This is a genomic window from Brevibacillus jepli (genome assembly GCF_047229145.1).
In the GTDB taxonomy this organism is placed as follows: Bacteria; Bacillota; Bacilli; order Brevibacillales; family Brevibacillaceae; genus Brevibacillus.
This window is the reverse complement of the sequence record NZ_JBFEFW010000010.1, coordinates 156,963-179,082: the sequence shown is the minus strand read 5'-3', so window position 1 is coordinate 179,082 and position 22,120 is coordinate 156,963. Positions and strand designations below refer to the sequence as shown.

The 22,120-nt window shown below is 47.7% G+C and carries 24 protein-coding genes; 3 read left to right on the top strand and 21 right to left on the bottom strand.

Features of this window, described 5'->3' with window-relative positions:
• The first annotated feature begins 424 nt into the window (after window positions 1-424).
• Both AB1L17_RS13405 and AB1L17_RS13400 read left to right on the top strand, forming a co-directional pair.
• Complete coding sequence (locus AB1L17_RS13405; RefSeq protein WP_412845333.1) at window positions 425-793, top strand: hypothetical protein; 369 nt, start codon at window positions 425-427, stop codon at window positions 791-793.
• A gap of 94 nt (window positions 794-887) precedes the next feature.
• The gene (locus tag AB1L17_RS13400; RefSeq protein WP_412845332.1) at window positions 888-1,442 is read left to right on the top strand and encodes a spore coat protein; all 555 of its coding nucleotides are present in this window, start codon (window positions 888-890) and stop codon (window positions 1,440-1,442) included.
• Window positions 1,443-1,542: 100 nt separating this feature from the next.
• Here AB1L17_RS13400 and AB1L17_RS13395 read toward each other — a convergent pair whose 3' ends face one another.
• The 4 genes from AB1L17_RS13395 to AB1L17_RS13380 form a co-directional block, all read right to left on the bottom strand.
• Complete coding sequence (locus AB1L17_RS13395; protein WP_412845331.1) at window positions 1,543-1,701, bottom strand: hypothetical protein; 159 nt, start codon at window positions 1,699-1,701, stop codon at window positions 1,543-1,545.
• 312 nt (window positions 1,702-2,013) lie between these two features.
• Window positions 2,014-2,976, bottom strand: coding sequence for an L-threonine 3-dehydrogenase (locus tag AB1L17_RS13390; protein ID WP_412845330.1), 963 nt, complete (start codon window positions 2,974-2,976; stop codon window positions 2,014-2,016).
• Window positions 2,973-4,166, bottom strand: a complete 1,194-nt coding sequence (locus AB1L17_RS13385) for a glycine C-acetyltransferase (RefSeq protein ID WP_412845329.1) — start codon at window positions 4,164-4,166, stop codon at window positions 2,973-2,975. The genes AB1L17_RS13390 and AB1L17_RS13385 overlap by 4 nt, the downstream gene beginning before the upstream one ends.
• A 292-nt stretch (window positions 4,167-4,458) precedes the next feature.
• Complete coding sequence (locus AB1L17_RS13380) at window positions 4,459-4,836, bottom strand: (2Fe-2S) ferredoxin domain-containing protein (RefSeq protein ID WP_412845328.1); 378 nt, start codon at window positions 4,834-4,836, stop codon at window positions 4,459-4,461.
• 148 nt (window positions 4,837-4,984) lie between these two features.
• Here AB1L17_RS13380 and xerS point away from each other — a divergent pair, with 148 nt between their 5' ends.
• Window positions 4,985-6,097: a tyrosine recombinase XerS gene (gene xerS, locus AB1L17_RS13375; protein ID WP_412845327.1), complete on the top strand. Its 1,113-nt coding sequence runs from the start codon at window positions 4,985-4,987 to the stop codon at window positions 6,095-6,097.
• 94 nt (window positions 6,098-6,191) lie between these two features.
• Here xerS and AB1L17_RS13370 read toward each other — a convergent pair whose 3' ends face one another.
• The 17 genes from AB1L17_RS13370 to AB1L17_RS13290 form a co-directional block, all read right to left on the bottom strand.
• Complete coding sequence (locus AB1L17_RS13370; protein ID WP_412845326.1) at window positions 6,192-7,085, bottom strand: manganese catalase family protein; 894 nt, start codon at window positions 7,083-7,085, stop codon at window positions 6,192-6,194.
• 70 nt (window positions 7,086-7,155) lie between these two features.
• Entirely contained in the window at window positions 7,156-7,404 is a 249-nt protein-coding gene (locus AB1L17_RS13365; RefSeq protein ID WP_412845325.1) for a YuzF family protein, read from the bottom strand.
• Between the two features lie 135 nt (window positions 7,405-7,539).
• The gene (locus AB1L17_RS13360; protein ID WP_412845324.1) at window positions 7,540-8,355 is read right to left on the bottom strand and encodes a transglycosylase domain-containing protein; all 816 of its coding nucleotides are present in this window, start codon (window positions 8,353-8,355) and stop codon (window positions 7,540-7,542) included.
• A 105-nt stretch (window positions 8,356-8,460) separates the two neighbouring features.
• Window positions 8,461-10,044 (bottom strand): acyl--CoA ligase, encoded by a 1,584-nt coding sequence (locus tag AB1L17_RS13355; protein WP_412845323.1) that lies wholly within the window; start codon window positions 10,042-10,044, stop codon window positions 8,461-8,463.
• A gap of 135 nt (window positions 10,045-10,179) precedes the next feature.
• Complete coding sequence (locus AB1L17_RS13350) at window positions 10,180-11,088, bottom strand: branched-chain amino acid ABC transporter permease (protein WP_412845369.1); 909 nt, start codon at window positions 11,086-11,088, stop codon at window positions 10,180-10,182.
• A 97-nt stretch (window positions 11,089-11,185) separates the two neighbouring features.
• Window positions 11,186-12,046, bottom strand: coding sequence for a branched-chain amino acid ABC transporter permease (locus tag AB1L17_RS13345; protein WP_412845322.1), 861 nt, complete (start codon window positions 12,044-12,046; stop codon window positions 11,186-11,188).
• A 27-nt stretch (window positions 12,047-12,073) separates the two neighbouring features.
• Window positions 12,074-12,775 carry an ABC transporter ATP-binding protein gene (locus AB1L17_RS13340; RefSeq protein WP_412845321.1) on the bottom strand — a complete coding sequence of 234 codons (702 nt, stop codon included), beginning with the start codon at window positions 12,773-12,775 and terminating at the stop codon, window positions 12,074-12,076.
• Window positions 12,759-13,529, bottom strand: a complete 771-nt coding sequence (locus AB1L17_RS13335; protein WP_412845320.1) for an ABC transporter ATP-binding protein — start codon at window positions 13,527-13,529, stop codon at window positions 12,759-12,761. Before AB1L17_RS13335 ends, AB1L17_RS13340 begins: the two co-directional genes overlap by 17 nt.
• Window positions 13,530-13,541: 12 nt before the next feature.
• On the bottom strand, window positions 13,542-14,711 hold the full coding sequence (locus AB1L17_RS13330) for a substrate-binding domain-containing protein (RefSeq protein ID WP_412845368.1): 1,170 nt from the start codon (window positions 14,709-14,711) through the stop codon (window positions 13,542-13,544).
• A gap of 67 nt (window positions 14,712-14,778) precedes the next feature.
• On the bottom strand, window positions 14,779-15,825 hold the full coding sequence (locus AB1L17_RS13325) for a 3-oxoacyl-ACP synthase (RefSeq protein WP_412845319.1): 1,047 nt from the start codon (window positions 15,823-15,825) through the stop codon (window positions 14,779-14,781).
• Window positions 15,822-16,238 (bottom strand): MaoC family dehydratase, encoded by a 417-nt coding sequence (locus AB1L17_RS13320; RefSeq protein WP_412845318.1) that lies wholly within the window; start codon window positions 16,236-16,238, stop codon window positions 15,822-15,824. The genes AB1L17_RS13325 and AB1L17_RS13320 overlap by 4 nt, the downstream gene beginning before the upstream one ends.
• Window positions 16,239-16,248: 10 nt before the next feature.
• A complete protein-coding gene (locus tag AB1L17_RS13315; protein ID WP_412845317.1) occupies window positions 16,249-17,772 on the bottom strand; it encodes an o-succinylbenzoate--CoA ligase in 1,524 nt (507 codons plus the stop codon).
• A 35-nt stretch (window positions 17,773-17,807) separates the two neighbouring features.
• Complete coding sequence (locus AB1L17_RS13310) at window positions 17,808-18,413, bottom strand: TetR/AcrR family transcriptional regulator (RefSeq protein ID WP_412845315.1); 606 nt, start codon at window positions 18,411-18,413, stop codon at window positions 17,808-17,810.
• Window positions 18,414-18,620: 207 nt separating this feature from the next.
• Window positions 18,621-19,526 (bottom strand): C40 family peptidase, encoded by a 906-nt coding sequence (locus AB1L17_RS13305; protein ID WP_412845314.1) that lies wholly within the window; start codon window positions 19,524-19,526, stop codon window positions 18,621-18,623.
• Between the two features lie 524 nt (window positions 19,527-20,050).
• A complete protein-coding gene (locus tag AB1L17_RS13300) occupies window positions 20,051-20,677 on the bottom strand; it encodes a fumarylacetoacetate hydrolase family protein (protein ID WP_412845313.1) in 627 nt (208 codons plus the stop codon).
• 74 nt (window positions 20,678-20,751) lie between these two features.
• The gene (locus tag AB1L17_RS13295) at window positions 20,752-21,282 is read right to left on the bottom strand and encodes a hypothetical protein (RefSeq protein ID WP_412845312.1); all 531 of its coding nucleotides are present in this window, start codon (window positions 21,280-21,282) and stop codon (window positions 20,752-20,754) included.
• 142 nt (window positions 21,283-21,424) lie between these two features.
• The gene (locus AB1L17_RS13290; protein ID WP_412845311.1) at window positions 21,425-22,042 is read right to left on the bottom strand and encodes a VanW family protein; all 618 of its coding nucleotides are present in this window, start codon (window positions 22,040-22,042) and stop codon (window positions 21,425-21,427) included.
• Between the last annotated feature and the right edge of the window lie 78 nt (window positions 22,043-22,120).

Below are 22,120 nucleotides of genomic sequence, written 5' to 3'. Positions count from 1 at the left end.
TCCAGCCCGGTTCAGGGGATGAAAAAGGTATATTTTCTGAGTGAAAAGAATAAGGCAACTTTCTTGCCAATGAAGAACAAAACAAACATTGCTTTATTCTTCAAAACGTAGCAAGAAATATTACATTATCCTCTTCAACTCCAATCGTTAAATGTCAGCACGATCTTAACATACCCGCTTATACATTGCAACAACCCCAAAAATCTAACTACCCATTAATTTTCATTAACAATTCAGATTACAGCCTCTATTGTTGCTGAAAATGCGACAAAACAGGTTAACAGGGACATTGGCGGTCGTGGATACGTACGGAAAAGTCCTGTTTGAAAAAGCAGCTCTGTACGAAATTGCACATTTTTTCCTTGCTGCATGGATTTCCCCTTCCTCATTCATACTGAAAAAAGAGCAGAAGGAGGATAGATTCGTGTCGGATTTTTTGATGAACCCCGAATTAAAAAGAAAAACCGAGGAAGCAATCCAAGGTCTCACATTCACGAAAAATTTCCGCTCGGCAACTGCCGAGGAATGGTATCTTTTTTTGCCAAACTATCGCGATCCGCAGACAGAAGGCGCATGTGGCAAAGTCATCATCCATTACGATTTGATGGGAAATCGAGAAGTGTTCATCAATACCACAGTGATTTTCGATGACCCAAAGCTGTATGACCCTACTCTGCACCCGCTAGTCTACGCAGTAGTGGATGAGACTGTCAATCGATTGGTGGGCTACGCCAACACATTGCTTTCCGTACACGCAGGTTCCAATTCCTATTCAGCTGAATACGTCAGTTAGATTGGGTATATTCTTCCTGAATATCCATTGCCTCTGAACAAACAATAACAAAGGTTGACAGTCCAAAACCAAAACGAGACATCAGGAGGCCATTATGCAACGTTTTGCTGCTCATGAATTTTTGGAAACACAAGAAGCGCTCCGTTCCAAGCACGCCGCGATTGAAATGCACGGATTACTTGCGGAGATGGCACAAGACCCCCAATTAACAAGCATCATTAACCGGCATCAGCAAATGATCATGAATGCATACCAGCAAGGGATAAGCCTCTTGCAGGGAAAAGGTATCAACATAGCGCCAGCTCCTATTCAATTGCGTGTAGCACAACCAGCTGCAGTTGGTCTTAATAACCCGCAGATGGCTGCTCCCAACCCACACCCGACACGCTTGTCAGATATGACGATTACTACCCTGATGTTGAACTGGCATAAAGCAGGTTCGGCTATTGGCATGCTCTGGGCGGCTGAGTGCGTAGATCCAGGTATTCGCCAATATCATGTGAACGGCGCAAATGCATGCCAGCAAATGGCGTATGAGACCTGGCAATACATGAATGCTCGGGGCTTCTACCAAGCTCCGCAGCTTGCCGATCACACAATGAACACGATGATTAACGCCTACCAGCCTCAACCACAAATGCTACTTTAAGCCATGAAAGCCGTCCTTGTTTGGACGGTTTTCGTATGATGCTAGGCTATGATTTAAAAAAACCTTCCCGCTCCCGGAAGGTTTCGTTCGTCTAAGTGGGTCAATGATCTCGAATGGTCTCAGTATTATTCGACCATCCCCAGCTTTCTACATGTTGATCTTCATTACGACTTATTTTGGTATCTTGTAACTTTTGAACGGCTTGTCCTTCTTCATCAACGTTAGTATGGTTGCTCTGCAAGTTTTTGTGCAAATCCATGGTTCTCTTCCTCTCTTGTCGTTTGCTCTTGCTACTCAGGTGAATACCCCTCTGATTCATTCAGTAAGCCTTCATACTGCGTAATAGCGGAAATCAAATCTGGACGGGTATCTCTGTTTGACTCAGCCAGCTTTTTTAGATCGAAATATATTTCTGATAACCGAAAGAGAGGGTCGTTACGCTCAGAATTAATGTGCCCGTACAGCTGGAAAGGCATTCAAAAGTCTTGTAAAGCTTGTTATTTGGCAAAAAAACTGCCACTCTCTCGTAGAACCATACAAGAAGAAGTGGCAGTTTTCTATTGCTATTCGTTTATCCGACTTGCTGGAGCAGCTTTCCCCGCAGTTTTGCGAGCATGTCCTCGGTCATTTTGTCCAGATCGTACTCCGCTTTGAAGCCCCATTCTTGCATGGCAGCGGTAGCGTCAATGGAGTTCGGCCAGCTGTCGGCAATCGCCTGGCGCACAGGATCGACTTCATAAGAGAGCGTAAACTCAGGAATGTGTTTTCGGATCGCAGCAGCTACATCCTCTGGCTCAATGCTCATCGCAGTCACGTTGAACGCATTGCGGTGAATCAGCTTGGATGCATCTGCTTCCATCAGGGAAACGATCGCATTCAGAGCATCAGGCATATACATCATATCCATGTAGGTACCTTTGCCGATATAGGACGTATACGTTCCATTCTGGATCGCTTTATAGTAAATGTCTACCGCGTAGTCCGTCGTACCGCCACCTGGAGGAGCTACATACGAGATCAAGCCAGGAAAACGTAAGCCACGTGTATCTACACCGAATTTTTGATAATAGTAATCGCAGAGCAGCTCACCAGATACTTTATTCACACCATACATGGTCGTAGGTCGTTGAATCGTGTCCTGCGGCGTATTGTCCTTCGGTGTTGACGGACCGAATGCGCCAATCGAGCTCGGTGTAAAGAACTGGCAGTTCAGCTCACGTGCTGCTTCCAGCGCGTTGACCAGACCACCCATGTTCAGATTCCATGCCAATAGAGGCTTTGCTTCTGCGGTTGCGGACAGCAGTGCAGCCAAGTGCATGATCGTATCCACGCCGTGAGACTTCGCCAGTTCAAACATCCGGTTCCCGTCGGTGACATCAAGAACTTCGAAAGGACCCGATTGCACGACTGGATCGTCTTCGTTTTTCCGGATATCTGTAGCGATGACTTGATCAGCTCCGTAAATATCGCGTAATTTCATGATGAGCTCGGAACCGATTTGTCCTAACGCCCCGGTTACCAGAATTTTTTTCATTTCAGGATCCCCATTTCTTTCCCAACTTTTTCATAGATGCCAAGGGCGCGGTCCAGCAATTCCTTGCTGTGTGCTGCTGTCGGCATATTCCGTACACGTCCAGTTCCTTTTGGTACAGTCGGGAATACGATCGCTTTGGCGTACACACCCTCTTCATACAGTCGCTTGCTGAACTCTTGTGTCTGTTGCTCGTCTCCGATAATGCATGGAGTGATAGGAGTTTCACTGTCCCCGATATTGAAGCCCAGCTCTTTCAAGCCTTTTTTCAGGTAATGGCCGTTATCCCACAGCTTGTCATGCAGCTCAGTGCTATTCATCAAGATATCAATAGCCGCAATGGAAGCTGCTACATCCGCTGGAGTCAGCGCCGTCGAGAACAGGAACGGTCTGCTGCGTACCTTCAGCCAGTCGATCAGCTCTTGGCGTCCAGCTACATAACCACCGACAACCCCGATCGCTTTGGAAAGCGTACCGATTTGGAAGTCGATTTTATCCGATAGGCCAAAATGCTTAACCGTTCCAGCCCCTTTACCGAGAACACCGGAGCCATGCGCATCATCTACATACGTAATCAGGTCAAATTCCTCTGCTACTTCTACGATTTCCGGCAGCTTGGCAATATCGCCATCCATCGAAAATACGCCGTCGGTAATGACCATCAGCTTTTTATATTTTCCAGATTCTTTTGCTTCCTTCGCTTTTGCACGCAGGTCGTCGATATCCGAATGATTCACGCGGATAATTTGCGCACGAGACAGGCGGCATCCATCAATAATGGAAGCGTGGTTTAACTCATCAGAAAGAATCGCGTCGTTCTTGTCCATGACAGCAGAGATCGCAGCCATGTTGCAGTTAAAGCCAGACTGATAAGAAATAGCGGCTTCCGTATGCTTGAAAGCAGCGAGCTTTTCTTCCAGCTTCACATGCAAGTCCAAGGTTCCGTTAATGGTACGTACAGCCCCTGCCCCTACTCCGTATTTACTCGCGGCTGCAACCGCTGCGTCCACCAGTCGTTGATCGGTAGCCAAGCCCAGGTAGTTATTGGAGGAAAGGTTAATCAGTTCTTTTCCTGCAATCGTAATCACAGGTCCGTTCGCGCTTTGCAACGGATCAATAACGTTGTACAGTCCCTTGCTCTTCAAATCAGCTAAGTTTTCATGTAAAAAATGTTCAAGTGTTTTGCTCGCCAACGAGAATCCCTCCATTATTTCAGCCATAGGTTAGTAACTTCCACAAAAACAATTGTTCACGCTGTATGGACATATCATTGTGATAAAATTCGCATAAAATCAACCTTATCTACAGACATTTTACCACCTTTTGCTTAAAACGTCCACATCACAAAGACACATTGTTAACGTTTTCAATCATTTCGTTACGATATTGTCATCTCTCATACTTTCTCCTTTTGTCGTAATCTTAGACTCCTGAATAAAGAAAAAACCACGCTCCTGCTACAGGTAAGCGGAGCGTGGTCTTCCCTCATTTTTTTGCCTTTTGTGATTTTAAGATACCAGGCTTGGTGTCGATGGTGCGCACAAAGCCGTTCGTTTCGAAGCGATGCGTCATCAAGGACTCAACTGGTCTGCCGTTTTGAAAATGCTCTTCCACCAACATCTGTGCATCTTCTGGCGTCACGTTTTCATACCAGATTCCCTCGGGGTACACGATCATCACACATGCGTCCTCACATCGTCCGTTGCAACGCGTGCGGGTTGTATGTACATAGTCATCCAAGCCTGCGTTCGTAATCGCTTCGCGGATGGCTACGGTAACTTCTTCTCCGCCCTTGCGCATACAGCTTCCGCCATTACAGATCAACACATGATGTCTCGTCTGAGATAAGTCCCATGTTGCCACTACAGATCCTCTCCGTTCCTATCAAAACATAATTACAACTACCCCCATCATGACGGTAAATTGTTCAATTTGCAATTCCCAGAACGTTTGGTTTTTGATAGAATATATGTTCGTATACGAAATACAAAAAGATTTCGGTGGTGAAAGCATGTCCGTTACCAAACAGCGCGATGCCTTACAGCTCTTGCAAACAGCGGGCTCCTACCCGTGGTATGTAGAAAAGTTTATTGAGCATAAAAAATCGAAAAAGAACTCGCCGTCTACATTGCTTGGATACCTTCGTGATTTCTCTTTTTTCTTTCGCTGGATGCTGACGGAAGGATTGAGTACCGCGGCGGATATGAAGGACATACCGTTAAGCGATTTGAACGACTTGAAGAAGGAAACGGTTGAAAGCTACATTTTATACTTGCAGGAGTCGCATCTGTACGAACGATCCGCTCTGCTCTCGAACCCTACCAAAAGCGCGAAGAAAGAGTACAGCGACCGCACCATCAGCAGAAAAATATCGAGCTTGAAATCGCTTTTTCATTACTTGTCTGCCCTCGCAGAAGATGAGAACGGCGAATCGTATTTGACGCGGAATGTACTGGCCAAAATCGAGCTGGAGATCACGGAGCTGACTCCCCTCGCACGCGCCCATGCCATTCGAGCAAAAATATTGATTGACGATGAAATCTACCAGTTCGTCGATTTTGTGTACAATGGATACCTCGCTCATTGCGATACGGAAAAAAAGAAGCAGTATCATATGCAAAACCGCGACAGGGATACCGCCTTGATCGCGATGATTCTCTCCGGTGGGTTCCGCGTGTCTGAGATCGTCAGTCTCGATCTATCCGACATCATCATGGAAAAAAACCAGTTGAAATTGGTCCGCAAAGGCAAGAAAGAAGATGCTCCGTTTTTCAGTGACTGGGGCAAGGAGTATTTATCCAGGTACTTACAGCTACGCGAAAAGTACAATCCCGCTCCGCAAGAGGACGCTGTTTTTCTTGCCGTTTCCCCGGCCAATCCAAACGGACATCGCATCGAGGTACGCTCTGTCCAAAAGCTCGTCAAAAAGTATGCCAAAGCGTTTGGTATCCCCGACTTGTCGGTACATAAGCTTCGTCACAGCTTCGCTACGCAGTTTCTCCGTTTGAACCCCGACCCGCACCAGCTACAAGCACAATTGGGGCACTCCAAAATTGAAACGACGATGCAGTATGCGCATGTACTAGAAGACGCACTCGGCAAGGCTGTGAATCGAACGACGTAGTATAAGCTTCACCCAAAACAAGTGACCAATCTGCATGCACACATGTGCCCACCGCCGACTGGTCACTTTTTTACGTATATAATTCCTCTGCCATCTACATCCCCGCTGACCTTTGCAAGCGTTCTGCAATTTTCATAAAGTCTTCGCGCGATACACCTGGCGCAAATTCTTCTGGCAATTCATCAAGGTCTGGAATGGGTCCACCATCCGGGACGCCTTGAATGACCTCCGCTGTGCCACCATCAGGCAACGGGCCGCGCCAAATCATGGCGATATCCTGATAATCCTCATAGCTGAACGTAAACAGCTTGCGATTCAAGCCCATCGCGATATACGGATGAGTCGCATCGAATTGTTCGTTGTCGAGATCGGGTACAGGAAGCATTTTGGTCAAATCAACACCGGTAGCGATCTCCAGTGCTTTGGCGTACGCTACGATATGGACGCCACCTCTGACGAGCAAATAACCGATCATGGCCCGCGCTGTGGGATGATCCGTCATTTCGTATACACGCATCTTATGCGTACGCGCCCCGCACTCCAGAAAAAAGTTGTGCAAAAGATCAAGCACCAGATTCCCGCTCGAAAATACGTAATCCCCTGTCCATGATTTTCCCATGGAGTCTCCTGGCATCGCGGTCTGAGCTGTGGCAATAAAATGGTAGGTATTGCGCTTATTCAAGCCGTTATTAAGCGGAGTCGTATCTGGGTCCCCTGGCCGCGTAATGCCTTTCATGCACAGATTGATCGCATTGGAGACCAGCTCCACATGCCCTACCTCTTCCGCCGTAATGCTGGCAACCAAGTCATAAAAAGGCTTCAGCTTGCTCTTCCCGCGAAAATTGAAGGATTGGAACAAATAATTGTTCAACGTTGACATCTCACCAAAACGACCGCCCAATAGCTCCTGGACGGCCGCTGCTGCGTTGGCATCTCCGTAAGCCGGCTCTGGCAGCTCAATTGCCAGCCTGTTGATACGAGTAAACAACGCGCTTCCCTCCCCCGTTTTGCATCTACCTGTACTGTTTTATGTGGGCGAAGGGTTGTTTCATACCAGTTTAAAACGGCATGACCCAGACGATCTGCTGTATGCGTACAAAAAACGTAGAACCACCCGTTTCCAAGACCACATGATCAGGTAGCACATCGACTACGTTTCCGCGGATATTTCCCTGGGTTGTTTGAATGGCAACTTCACGCTGGATGACACTTTGCAGGGTCTGATACAAATAGGGGTCAATCATGGTGTGCATAGAGGGAGTACTCGAGGCTTGTTGGGCCTGTTCCTGAAAAAGATACGAACTCATGACGATTTTGGTCTCCTTCCTGTAGTTCCTCACCGCATTTTATGCCCGATTGTATGGATGGGTGAGTGCACAGGAAGTTGCTGATTCCATAGAAAATATCCCCTGCCATCCAGACAGGGGATTCCATTGCTTTCATTATTTTGCTGCGCGTTTGGCAGGAGGAACAACGGATATTTGCTCGTTCTTTGCCGATGTAACTTCGCTTTGATCGATCACATCCAACTCATTCATCCGGTTCAGTACAACCGCTTGCCGTTGTTTGGCTCGGTCCCAGTTCTTTACCGGTGAGTAACGCTCTGGTGCTTTCGGTAAAGAAGCCAGCATTGCCGCTTCTCCCAGTGTTACCGCTCGATCACCTGTTTCTGTTGCTTTTTTTCCGAAGTAAAAGGGAACAGCTTGCCCAATCCCGTACTTTCCGTGCCCGAAATAAATGACATTGAGGTACATTTCCAGCAGTTCTTTTTTGCTGTATCGCTGTTCCAATTGCAAAGCGATCGCGATTTCCTTCACTTTTCTGGTCATCGTTTTGTCGTTCGTCAGAAACAGGTTGCGCGCCAGCTGCATGGTGATTGTACTTCCGCCCTGCACGTAGGCACCTTCTCTGATATCCACCCAGATCGCTCGACTCAATCCAATCGGGTCCACTCCTGGATGCTGCATAAACCGATGATCCTCGATCGCGACGAACGCCTTCCATACATGGTCAGGCATTTCGTCCAGCTTTACATAGCTACTGGATTGCTGTACAGCGGCCAGCTTCTTTTCATCTATCCAAATATTCCCGGTCCATACCAACACCATCGGCGCCAGGATAGCTACCATCATGATCATGAGAAAACTGATACGCAGTCGTTTTTTCCAATGAATCTCGAATTTCTTGATGCTCTTGGGCATGCTCGCCGCTTCATACAAGTCGGCGTTTCTTCCTAATGGGATTGGAAGGTGGTTCATGCTGCATTCCCCCTTGCCTTGCTTCTACTCACATTGTAGGGGATGCGCGCATTTCCTCCCATCGAATCCACTTACAGCAATCTTACAATTTCGTAAGACAAACCATTATGAATGCTGATTTTGCTGTGCCTCCTGCTGCCGCAGCTCGATCCGTCTGATTTTACCGGAGGTTGTCTTCGGCAGTTCTTGTACAAATTCGATTTTGCGCGGGTATTTATACGGAGCGGTTAATTGCTTGACATGATTCTGTAATTCCACGATCAGCTCATCGGATGGCTCGTTTCCTTTTTTCAGGATGACAAAGGCTTTTACCACATGACCACGCTCCGGATCAGGACTCGCAACCGCCGCACATTCCGCTACTGCCGCGTGCTTCACCAGCGCATCCTCGACCTCAAATGGACCAATCGTGTATCCACCTGAGATGATAATGTCGTCAGATCGCCCTTCGAACCAGATGTAGCCATCTTCGTCCATACGGCCCTGATCCCCCGTCACGTACCAATCGCCACGAAACGCTCGGGCAGTTCGCCCTGGATCATCCAGATAGCCCTTGAACAACGCAACCATATGGCGATCAATGGCAATGTCGCCCACTTTGCCAACAGGCAGCTCCACGCCCTCTTCGTCAATAATGGCGATCCGCACAACTGGCGAGGGCTTGCCCATGGAACCTGGTCTTGGCTCCATACCAACAAAGGTCCCAACGAGCAACGTGTTCTCCGTCTGTCCGTAACCATCGCGTACGGTCAACTGGAATACACGGCGGAACGTATCAATCACTTCCCGATTAAGCGGCTCTCCGGCCGAACAAGCGGAGCGCAAGGCAGCCAGCTTGTATTGTTCCAGATCCGTTACTTTTGCCATGATTCTGTATTCGGTCGGAGTGGCACACAAGACGGAAACTGGATAATTTTGCAGAATCGTCAAATAATTCTCGGCAGAAAACTTTCCTTTATAAACAAACGCGGTAGCTCCCAGCCCTAATGTCGAGACAAACGGACTCCAAATCCACTTAGCCCAACCAGGCCCCGCCGTCGCCCAAACCACATCACCTTCGCGAACGTCCAGCCACTGTGTAGCTGCCACTGCCAAATGCGCAAAAGGCCAGCCATGAACGTGCATAACACCTTTTGGTCCACCTGTCGTCCCGGAAGTGTAGGACAGGAAAGCCAGCTCATCTGACTTCGTGTTCACGACCTCAAATTCTGTGATCTGCCCTTGGAGCAACCCCTCAAGTGATATCCACCCTTCTTTCTCTTCACCCGTCGTGATGTAATGCTGTAGTGTAGAACAGTTTTCTCTTGCCAGCTCTACCTCATGCATGGCACCTGTGAAGCTGATCACAGCCTTGACTTTTGCATGATTGATCCGGTACTCAATATCTTTGGAACGAAGCATCTCTGATCCTGGCAAAATCACTGCCCCCAGCTTCATCAATGCCAAATAGAGACCATATGCCAATGTCCCTCGGGAAACCAGGACGAGTACCCGATCGCCATGCTCGATTCCGATGGACCCCAAACCATTCGCTATTTTGTTCGAATATTGACGCAAATCTTCATACGTAAGGATATGTTCCTGATCTTGTTCATCTAACTCCCAAACAGCTCGTCTCTCCGGATGTTTTCTCGCCCATTCGTCCACCTGGGCAGCGAAGTTATAATTCATTGGAATGTTTACTTCCATCGTACATCCCTACCTTTTCAAAGATTGATGAATAATTATTCGACATCACTATAATTTTCACCTTTTTCTTTCGATCATTATGGGACGAAAAAAGGCCAACCTTTTGAGCTGGTTGACCTCCCTTCTTCCATACTATCACTCTACTTGCTCCGTAATAGTACTAGCCTGCACAGTGCGCTGCCTTCTCTTTTCTCTCCACTCTTGATAGCTGCCGACAATTCCGCTCGGAAAGCAGAGCACAACCAAGATATAGAGCAAACCAAGGAAAATGACCCATCTTTCGAATATGGGGTGAAGCTTCGCCAACTCAGTCAGTCCGTGATGTGCCAGCTCCACGATTCCCGAGCCCAAAATCGATCCGAAAAGTGTACCCAACCCACCAATCATGCTCATTAACAGCGCATCCAGCGTCGTTTCAATCGAAAACACTTGTGTGTTCACGAATCGCAGCATGACCGCGTACAAGCCTCCACTAATCGCTGCAACTACTCCCGCTACAATGCTGACAATCACCTTATAATGGAGAATTTGATAGCCTAACGCTTCCGCGCGTTGTTCATTCTGACCGATCGCTTTCAATACTTTACCAAGTGGAGACAGCGTAAACGCACGCAAAATTACGAACAGCATGACCATAAGAATCAGGCATACATAATAAAAGGACAAACGATCACGAAACAGCTCCGGCACTGGGAAAGTAAAGCCGTCTCCCCCCATCGTCAACGTACGCCATTTTTCAGCCAATACGAATAGCAGCTGGGAGATGGCCAAGGTCAGCATCGCATAAAAATGGCTTTTCAATCGTAAGGACAGCATTCCGATCACGTAACTGAGAATGCCCGAGAGCACGATGGCAACGAGTACGCCCAGCAAGAAATAGCTAATAGTCGCATCAAAGTTTTTCAGGAATAAGGAAACAGAGTAGGCACCAATCCCGAAAAACATACAGTGTCCGAACGAGACGATCCCCGTGTAGCCGAGCAACAAATCAAAGCTCATGGCAAAAATCGCAAAAATAAAGATTTGAGTAAACAGGATGTACATACTCCGGGAATCTGAGAGAAACGGCAAAACAGCCAAGGACAAAAAGACAAACAGGATAAAACGATGGTTCAACAATCCAGTCGTAGTCAACTCATGATCACCCCTTCGCTCCAAACAGGCCGGATGGTTTGATAAGCAGTACTGCCAGCATCAGCAGCATGTTCACTGCCAGTGAAAGCTCTGGAACGAAGTAAGCCATAAACGAGCCAAGTACCCCGACTAAAAGCGCAGCGACAATCGATCCTTGGACGCTCCCCATCCCTCCGACAATGACGACGATAAATGCCAGAATCGCATACTGCATGCCCATTTCCGCAAAAATAACGCCGGAATACGGTGCTAGCAAGCTCCCTCCGAGCGCAGCCATGCCAGCACCCAGCAAAAAGACGAAAGTAAACACTTGTTTAATATTAACGCCGAGTGCCTGCACCATTTCCTTATCGATGACACCCGCTCGGACGATCAAGCCAAGTCTTGTTCTGGTCAGCAACAGATGCAAGCCGATATACACGAGTACACCCACCGCAATGACAAACAAGCGATACGTGATTAAGATAATGTCCCCGAACTCGATGCTTCCTTGCAAATAATCAGGCAAGATGGCCCGTATGGGATTGGGGCTCCAGAACACCTTGAGCAGTTCACTAATCACAAGCATCCCGCCCAATGTGACTAACAGCTGCTGAATATGATCGCCATACACGGGACGGATCAACACGCGTTCTAACACGAAACCAAGCAGCATCCCGATGACGACGGCACCTACGATGGCCAGAAGAAAGCTATCCGTCAATCCGAATAGCCATACGCCAGCGAAAGCTCCCCAGGCGAACAATCCACCATGGGCAAAGTTCAACACGCTCATTAACCCAAAGATCAAGGTAAGCCCGGAAGCGAGCAAAAAAATGAGCATGCCTGTCGCCAGCCCATTTACGAGTAAATTAATCGCGACATCCACTTCAGCTGCCCCCTCCCTTTTATACACTCAGGCAATGCCCAAGTATTTTTGTCGCGTATCTGCATCATCCTTCAACTCCTGCATCGCGCCACCGCGGACGATTTTCCCTTCATCCATTAAGTAATACTGCTCGCCAATCATGCTCGCCATCATGAAGTTTTGCTCAACTAAAAGCACTGTCGTCTTCTCCTTCATCGATTCGATGTGGAACATGAGCTTTTCTACCATGATGGGGGCCAATCCCTTGCTTGGCTCATCAATTAATAAAAGTCCGTTGCTGTTCACGTACGCTCTTGCAATGGCAAGCATTTGCTTTTGACCGCCACTTAAGTGTCCACTTTTCTTTTTCCAGTAATGGCGCAGATCAGGGAATAGCTCCAGCATCCAGGTGAGCTTTTCTTTTTGAGCGTCGTCATTTTTTTGCATAGCAAGGCGAAACGTCTCTTCGACCGTAAAATCATGAAAAATCCCTTGATTTTCTGGTACATAACCAATGCCTTTGCGCGCGATGGAGTACGTTGGCAGATGACCAATTTCTTCTCCTTGGTAGCGAATCTGACCATGACTGATCGGAGCAAGCCCCATGATGGAACGAAGCGTCGTCGTTTTGCCAGCCCCGTTTCGTCCAAACAGCACGGTGATACTACCTTGCTGCACGGAAAGCGAGACGCCCTGCAAAATGTGAAACTGGTCGAGGTACGTTTCAATATGATCAAGTTGCAGCATCATGTTTATACAACCCTCCCAAGTAGGCAGACTGCACCTGTTCATTTCGCATCATGTCCGCAGGCGTCCCCTCAGCCAGTAGCTCTCCATGAAACAAGACGACCATATGATCCGATAAGAATTTGACCATGTCCATCTTGTGTTCGATTAAAATGATCGTGCACGTATTGGTTTCTTTAATCGATTCGATCACCTTCAGTACAGCAGGCACTTCTTCCAATGAAATCCCCGCCGTTGGTTCATCTAGCAAAAGGACATCTGGCCTAAGTCCAATGAGCATGGCCAGCTCCAGCTTTCGCTTCTCCCCGTGCGCCAAATGGCTCGCCAGAACATCTGCCTTTTTCGCTAGCAATACCAGGTGCAGCAATCGCTCGACTTCCTCTGCCTGTCGCATCTGATCTGCCTGGGAAATCCATAGACGAAACCGAACGCCCTGTGCCGCTTGCACCGCTAATCGAATATTTTCCCGCACTGTCAGCTTGGGAAATAAGTTCGTCAATTGAAACGATCGGCCAATACCCAATCTCGTTCGTGCTGCTGGGGGCAAGTGTGTAATATCTTGCCCCTTGTACTTGATCGTTCCTTGGGAAGGTGTGAGCTGGCCGCTTAACAAGTTAAACAAGGTCGTCTTTCCGGCTCCATTCGGTCCAATAATGGAAGTAAATCGCTGCTTCGGTATACAAAGAGACACCTTGTTTATGACTGTTTGCTCTCCGAATGCAACACTGAGATCAACCGTTTCCAGCAAGTAACTCATGATGCACCTCCTCTACTTCTGGTTTCTGACCGGCGGTGCTGTTTCTTCTATCGTCATCTCCCGGACGAGGACAGGAACGGGATGATCGACTCCGTCTTTTTTCTCCAGCTTGATCGCGTACAGCGTCTGCAAGGCTTGATGATCCTCCGCCCGGAATTGCATCGTGCCCTTCGGCGTATCAAAGGTCATGCCTTCCATCGTAGCAATCAGCTTATCCGAATCCGTATCGGCGTTCGTCTTTTTCAGTGCTTCCACGATCGCTACTGCTGCTGTCATCCCGCCAGCCGTAAATAAGTCCGGAATCTCCCCGTTAAAACGCTTTTTGTGCTCATCGATGAGCCAGTCGTTCATTTTTGTTTTGGGGAGGGAATGGTAGTACACCGAGAAGCCTTCCATCCCGATCATCGCCTCCATCGTTTTCAAAGCGGCGATATCAGGCGCTCCCGTAGACACCTTGATGCCCTTTTGCTGTACCTGCATATCTTGAAGCTGTTTCCACGGGGAATTCGCGCCTGCCCACGTGATGAACACATATTCGGGTTTGGCGCTGATGATTTTTTGGATGTTGGCAGTGAAATCAGTCGTGTTCGTGTCCACGTATTGCTCTTCGATAATGACAGCCCCTAATTTTTCTGCCGCGGTCTTAAAGGCTTCGATTCCTTCTCGGCCGTAGGCGCTGTCTTGGGCCATCGTCGCGATCTTCGTTCCTTTGGAAGCGATCGCCGCGGCCCCAGCTACTGCGTCCTGCGAAGAATTACGACCTGTTCGGAAAATATATTTGTTCCAGTTTTTCCCTGTGATACTATCTGCTACAGCCGGTTCTACGACCATGATTTTTTTGTACTCTTCTGCAAGCGGAAGGACGGCCAGCGTATCACCTGAGCTAGAGGAGCCTACGAGAAAATCTACCTTGTCTGTTTCCAGAAGCTTCGTCGCTTTTTGGACGGCGACATCCGGCTTCGTCTCCGTATCTTCTACGACAAACTCGATTTTTTTGCCAGCGATCTCTCGCTTGCCCTCTGTCGCGTAATCGAGTCCTAGCTCAAAGCCTCTTACGGTTTGCTTACCGTAGCTCTCCAAAGGTCCGGTTAGCGAAGCGAGTACGCCTACCTTGATCGTATTACCACCTCCGGATGAAGCGCTTTCATTTTGGCTGCAACCAACAGCAAGCACCACAGACATCGCGAGTGGCAGCAACATTTTCCATCCTCTTCTTTTCACGCCAGTTCCTCCTCGAAAATCAAAATGTTCATTGCGATTCAGCTAACCATTCCAGTACAGTCGCAGCCCACGTATATCCGGTTCCAGCACTGACAGCTACCACAATATCACCTGGCGCAAGACGCCCTTCTTGTTGCGCAACATGCAGACCGATACAAGGATCGAGTGCGGACAAATGACCGTACTGATCGAGATATACGGCCTGCTCTTCGCTTAGCTGTAGACGCTCCAATAACTCCAAGAACATCGAACGTTTTGTATGCAGCGGAAGCAGCAGCTTCAGATCACGCAAGGAACGATTGCTTTTTGCCAATGCCTGCTCTACCACATGGACAAAGTTCGGGATAGAGATGGGATCAAGTCGCTCTTTCATATCGCTCGGATTCGGCACATCAATGTAGTGGAGTCTGCTTTCCACCGTTTCAAGACTGGGACGCAGCTTTGACCCGCCAGCAGGGACTCTTACATCATCGTGAAAAGAGCCGTCGGTAATGACGCAGCTATGGAGAATTCTGCTCTTCTTCGCACCTCGTTTTACGAGAGCCGCTGTTCCACCATCTGCAAAGTTAAACATGAACCGTGAGCGTGGATTGTCGTAATCGACGATTTGTGATTCTTTGCAGCCTGCAACCAGCAAGATGTTTTCAATGGATGTATCAGCCGTCAGCATATCTTTGGCGACCTTCAGGGCGATCGGAAAGCACGAGCTGACATTCATCATTTCGAACCCGTATGCGTTTGTCGCTTTCAACTCGTATGTAATCTTCGGTGCGCTGGACCATACATAGTAATCTTTGTGCGGACTTCCGAAGTAAATAATGACGTCGATCTCGGATGGATCGATAATCGAGTCCGTCAGCTGTTGTGCAGCGAGCACAGCGAGGTCTGATGCATGAAGAGTGTCATCCGCAACATGCTTTTTATATAAACCGAATTTTTCGATAATAACATGCGTGGGTATGCCTGTTTTTTCTGCCAGCAGCTCTGCTGTTTCTACTCCCTCGGGAAAAAAAACGGACGTTGCCTCCACTCCGATATTTTGATCATGGATCATATCTGCTTCGAGATGATTCATACTTTTGCTCCTTCCTTCGGTACGAGCATCGTGGCTGTTCCGGTCAGAACTACTTTTCCATGCTGGTTCGTACATTCCGTCAGCAAACGGATGATCCCCCGCTCTTCCTGATACTCCAGCACTGTGGCGGTCGCGGTGATCGTGTCTCCAATCAATACCGGAGCGGTAAACTGAATGGACTGGTCCTTGTAAATAGAACCGATGCCAGGCAGCTGCATCCCGAGCAATCTGGACAGCATGCTCGCTGTCAACAGTCCGTGTGAAATGCGCTGGCCAAACCTCGTGTCTTTCGCGTACTGTTGATCGATGTGAACCGGATTGTAATCCCCACTCATTCCTGCAAACATCACGATATCCGTTTCTGTAATCGTTCTACTAAAAGATGCTTGCTCACCTATTGCAAATCTCCCCATGCGATTCACCTCATTGCGTAATGGAATTGGTCAGTGCTTGCTTGACGATTTTTCCGGTTGCATTCCGTGGCAGCTCAGTCAGAAACACGAATGACTTCGGGATTTTGTACTTCGCCAGTCTTTGCTCACAATGCGCCATTATTTGTCCTACCGTGATGACCGCACCTGATTTGGGCACGATAAATGCCTTCGCGACTTCTCCCCACTTTTCATCAGGTACACCGACGACTGCGGCTTCCTGTACATCATCTAGCTCGCTGATAACCTGTTCTAGCTCCAACGGATAAATGTTCTCCCCGCCAGAAATGATCATGTCTTTGCGCCTGCCTACGATATAGGCGAAGCCTTCCTCATCAAAGCGTGCCAAGTCACCTGTGTACAACCACCCATCCCGGATGGTTCTGGCTGTTTCCTCTGGTAGTCTCCAGTATTCCTTCATGACATTCGGGCCTTTTACGAGCAGCTCTCCGATATCGCCCTGATCCACGTCTTTTCCGTCATCTGAAATCAGACGGACATCACAAAACATGACAGGCTTGCCGATCGAGCCGGCTTTTCTTACTGCATCTTCCTTCGTAATCATAAACACGGTGGGGGATGTTTCTGTTAGGCCGTATCCTTGTCCAAAAGGGAGGCCTCGCTCCTGAAAATGCTGGATGAGTTCCATGGGGCATGGAGCGCCGCCGTTGTAAAACCAACGGACAGAATCGAATGATGTGGTAGCAAACAAGGGACTTTGACGAATGGCTTCATGGATGGCGGGCACACCCATGACGATGGTGACTTGGTGTGCTTCGATGAGTTGTAATGCTTTGTCAGGGTCAAACTTCCCGGCGATAACGACACGACCGCCAGCAAGCCACGTTGGGAAGGCGAACAGGCCAATTCCCCCGATATGAAAGAGTGGTAATAAGACGATGGAGCAGTCTTCTGAGGTGAGGTCGAGCGCGGCTACATTATGTACAGAGTTCCAAAACATATTTTCCTGCGTGAGAACCGCTCCCTTAGGCTTTCCTGTGGTTCCTGACGTATAGCAAATAATGTAAGGATCATCTCCACTACCTTCATCAGCAGCAATCTCACTGTAATGGGATGATTCGCGTGATCCAGTATGGCTCCAAGAAAGTTCTCCCGACTCAAGCCAGATCATATGCTCAATACTTGTCTTCCCCTGGATCGCATGGATCGCCTCTATGGTGGCTCTGAATTCAGGCTGGGCACATAACACCCGGATACCGCTGTCCTGAAACTGATAGTCTAATTCTGCAGGAGTTAATCGGATATTGAAGGGGACGGCAATTGCCCCAAGCTTGGCGATGGCAAACAGCAGAAGCACATACTCCAAGGTGTTTTGGGACAAAATGCCGATTCGATCCCCTTTTTTGACCTGTAGCTCATGTCGTAAATAACTGGCAAGATATTGGATCTGCTCATTCATTTGCTGATAAGTGAGCGTTTGATCCTGGGCGATTACTGCGATACGCGTTGGAGTGATTCGGGCTCGCTTTTCAATCCAATAAGCAATTCCGTGCATGTCCTCTACTCCTTTGCCTATATTAAATGGATCGGTTACGACTTAGCTGCAATCCCCTTCATAATCATCGACATGGCCGTATCTAGCACCTCTTCCGGTACGTCTTCGTTTTCCCAGTACACCCAGCGCATCCCGATGAATTGCCCGATCGACATGAGACAGTAGGCCAGTGTCTCATGGTCCATCTCTCGAAATGCACCTTCGTTCATGGCGGTCTTCAGGCTTCGGACGTACCCCGCTGCCAGTTTGGCGTAATACCAGCGATACAGCTCCTGATCGACGAGTGCAGCCTGTTGAATGATGCTGTACATGTTGCGATGATGCTTGATCCAGCGAAAAAAGGCCAGAAATCCCAGGCGCAAATTCTCTTCTTGCGTAGGTGCTCCGATAATCGCCTCTTTGATCGTCGAGCGAAGCTCTCTGCTAAGCTGCCTGATCAATTCGTCATAAATGGCCTTCTTCGACTCAAAATAATTGTAAAACGTACCTTGGGACACTTGTGCATGCTGGGTAATCAAGACAATGGACGCATCATAATAGCCCAGCTCGCCAAACACATGCTCTGCGGCATCCAGTATTTTCTTGCGGGTTTCCTGCCCTTTTTTTGTCAAAACAGGGGTAGGAGGAGTGTTTTCTGACACCTGAATCACCTCTCAGTTTTTATTATATGTATAATTCAAAATATTACAACATAATTCTCTTTTCTATTTTTCATCGAAAGAACCATTGGCAATAATTGACGCGTAACGATCCGAGAGAACAAACGTCTAAACATACACAAACATCATACAAAAAAAGCTCCCATGCGAATGCACGAGAGCTGAGTAAACCATTTAGAGCTTGTCTGATTAAATAACACGCTTGACTTTTACGACACGCTTCTCCCAGTTTGTTCCATAGTACTTGGAGTACGTCACGCCAGGGCTGCCATACGTATGCAAAATTTTTCCATCACCCGCATAAATAGCTACGTGTGTAATCCGATCTGAAGAAGTGTTGACAGATGCCTTCATGAAAATCAGATCACCTTTTTGCAGACTATTCTTGGAAACGGTTTTCCCTACTGTAGACTGCTGGCGGGAATCGCGCGGCAAAGTAATGCCCGCTTCTTTAAATACACGCTGTGTAAAGGAAGAGCAGTCGAACGTTTTGGTCGTGCTGCTGCTGGAGCCGTATTTGTACTTCGTGCCCAAATACTTTTCCCCATTCTTGATCACTTGGCTGGCAATGTCGCTTGCCGGCGGTTCTGGTTTGCTAGGCTTATTCTCAGAGGAATCGGTCTCCTCAATAATGCGACGAGCACCCACGAATTTGTCACTAAACTCCGAATATGTTTTTAAAACGACCTCGTCTTCCCCCTGCGAAGAGTAGACGAATTGATCACTGCCTATGTATATGCCCATAAAAGTTGGGCTGCCGCTCCCCTTGGATGAGAAGAACACCAAATCTCCTGGCTCCACGCTGTTCTCAGATACTTTCTTTCCGGTCTTGTACAGGCTTGAGATCGTACTTCCTATGGAAATCCCTACTTGTTTGTAAGTATACGTAGCCAGCTCCGCAGATCCGAATTGCTTCGGTCCCTTTGCTTTATACTCATAGTCCTTTCCAATAAGTGAAGTAGCAATATTTGCAACCTCTGACTGTTTTGAATCTTGTGTCTTAGCGGCCGCTGCTTCAACTTGGCCACCCATTAACAGGGACGTACTCAGCATGACTGCTACTGTTGACTTCATTACCCAATCTCGTTTCGTCACTTTCTTTTCCTCCTTGTCATGTTGTGGCACCCGTCTTGGGTACATGCAAAGAATATCGCAGAAGGAAACCGGAGGATAAGACCGTAAAATTTTCCAATAGTGGAATTGGTAGCATGGGACTAGTCAGAAAACAAGGTGTAAAGTAGGCGGTTGCTACTTCTTAGTTCCATGGAACCACAAAGGTTACAAAACGGTATCAATTATGGTTTTTTACGCAAAAATAGGCTATTTCGAGCTGAAATAGCCTAAGAAATGGTTCGTTATTCTTCTCTAGTGAAGGTTATGCTCCCTATTATAGTGGCTTCGTCGTCAGAGATCGGCAGGAGCAGGATCGTAGATTCTCCTGTCCGAGTCTATCCTTCCATTTTTCAGAAATCGAAACCTCTTTCACTTTACTCCCCATCAAGCTGTTTGCATGAGCATTCACCATCACAAACTGATCACCAACGGAACGGAATGAAATCACTCAGAAAGAAAAAACCATCTTCTGCTCGATCCTGTCAGAAGATGGTTCGTTTTCGTTCTTATTTCATTCTGGCTGTAAATTGCCCCCAAGTCTCTTCTCCCCACTTGAGAGTCAGGACATCACCATCTGATACGGGTCCAACACCTGCTGGCGTTCCCGTGTAGATGATATCCCCTTTATCCAATCCTACATGCTCGGAAATAAATGCAATAAGAGTCGGCAAATCAAAAATAACATCACGCAAATTGCCGCGCTGTACTTGCTCCCCATTTTTCAGTAAGGAGAAATCCGTTTGGTACAGCTCCCCGGTTCCCGGAAAAGGATGGAATGACGTTAAAATAGCTGAATTTTTAAACCCTTTTGCCAACAACCATGGATGCCCCGCTTTCTTCAGCTCACTCTGAACATCCCGCAAAGTAAAGTCGATCCCGAGCGCAATCTTGTCAATCATCTCGTCTAGCGTAACTCCAGCCTCATACGGTCTCGCGATGTGAATGACGAGCTCAGCTTCATAATGAAGCTCTCCGCGAGAACCCGGCAGATCAATGGCATCGCCCGTTGCTAGAGCAAGCGCATGCGATGGTTTATCAAAAATCATTGGTGTAGTAGGTACATCGTTCCCCAATTCCGCTGCATGCAATCGATAATTGCGTCCCACACAATAAATGTTTTTGACCGACTCCATTTTGTCCTCTCCTTTGGTGGCTGTCTCTTTTTTCCACTATATCATGGCTGATCTGCGACTAAAAGCTTGTCTTGTCAGTAATCCTCCATGCAATTTCCATAGCCAGGCCAAAGACGCGCGTTTCCACGTGCTTCTACTTCGAACACGGTATCACAAATGGATTCCAGAGCACACTCCAGATCCATTTCTTGTTCAGAGCTCCATGAGAACTCGTAGTGGAATATCACTTGATGCTCTGTCGTTTCACAGAGGACAAAGGCAAACTGCTGCTGTTGTTCGACCACATGCTTTCTTGCTTCAACCGTAGCTTCAACCGAAAACAAGCCATCCCATTCAGCAACCTTATATGTAGAAGTTACATCAATCCACAGTGAGGACGTATCATTCGTTCGGCGAAAAATAACGGAGTCCTCCCGATAAAACCCGTAACCCGAGGGAAGCGCGCCCGAGAGCTTGAATGGAATTCCTAACGGCAAATCATTAGGCTTCAATGCGTGAACGAGTCTCCCAGGCAAAAGATAGTAACCATCCTGCTGACGCTCTAACCGTTCTCCCATGACGAGAACCTCTTGATTGTGTGAATCACCTGTCACCTGAACGAACATCACGGCACCTCCCTCTAAAACAGTATGGTCAGGAATGCATGACTCAAAACCATTTCCATCTTCAACATCCATTTTTTACCTGTCAAGATACCGAAAAAAACAGGGTTCATCCATAGGATGCCCCCCTTATTATCCAGTAAAGCTACGCACGTATGATTGTAATCACAACATGTTCATCATCGTATGATTTTGCTTTGATTTTCACGGGAAAATCATACAGATTGGTAAATTTAAAATCCATATAGCCATAAGCAACCGTAGCATCTTGACCAACTGGCACGTAACCTACTGATTTACTGTGGTTATGACGTTCCACCATGGTCATGCCTGCGCCAGCAGCAGCATTATAGAGCGTGCTGGAAACCTGACAAATTCCGCCTCCATAATCGTCAATCAGCTGACCGTTCTGGATGACTCCAGCCTTTTGCCAACCATCCTCTGCTACATTCGAATTGCCCACTACCTCATTGAAGGAGAAGACCTGTTGCGGCTTGATTTTTTCGTTATGAATCTTGCTCAATGCTTTCTTAATGTTATGCTTGCGTGCATCTGTGCTGTCTTTCATCGACGAATAATAAAAGCCAAGGACGTCCTCCTCTTGAAGATCCATCTTCTCCACAAACTTTTCCTGCAGCTTCACGGGTGTCGTGAACTCATTCAGTTCCAACGCAAATGCCCGCTCAGGTACATAGTTCGCACCGAGTGAGAGCACAAGAGCCACTGAAGCGATCCTGATCGGCCAATACCGAACCTTCTGCATTTCTATTTCCACTCCCACATTTGTTGATCTGTTTATCGAAGTGCAATCCCATTTTTCTACAGCCTATCAATGTTTTTA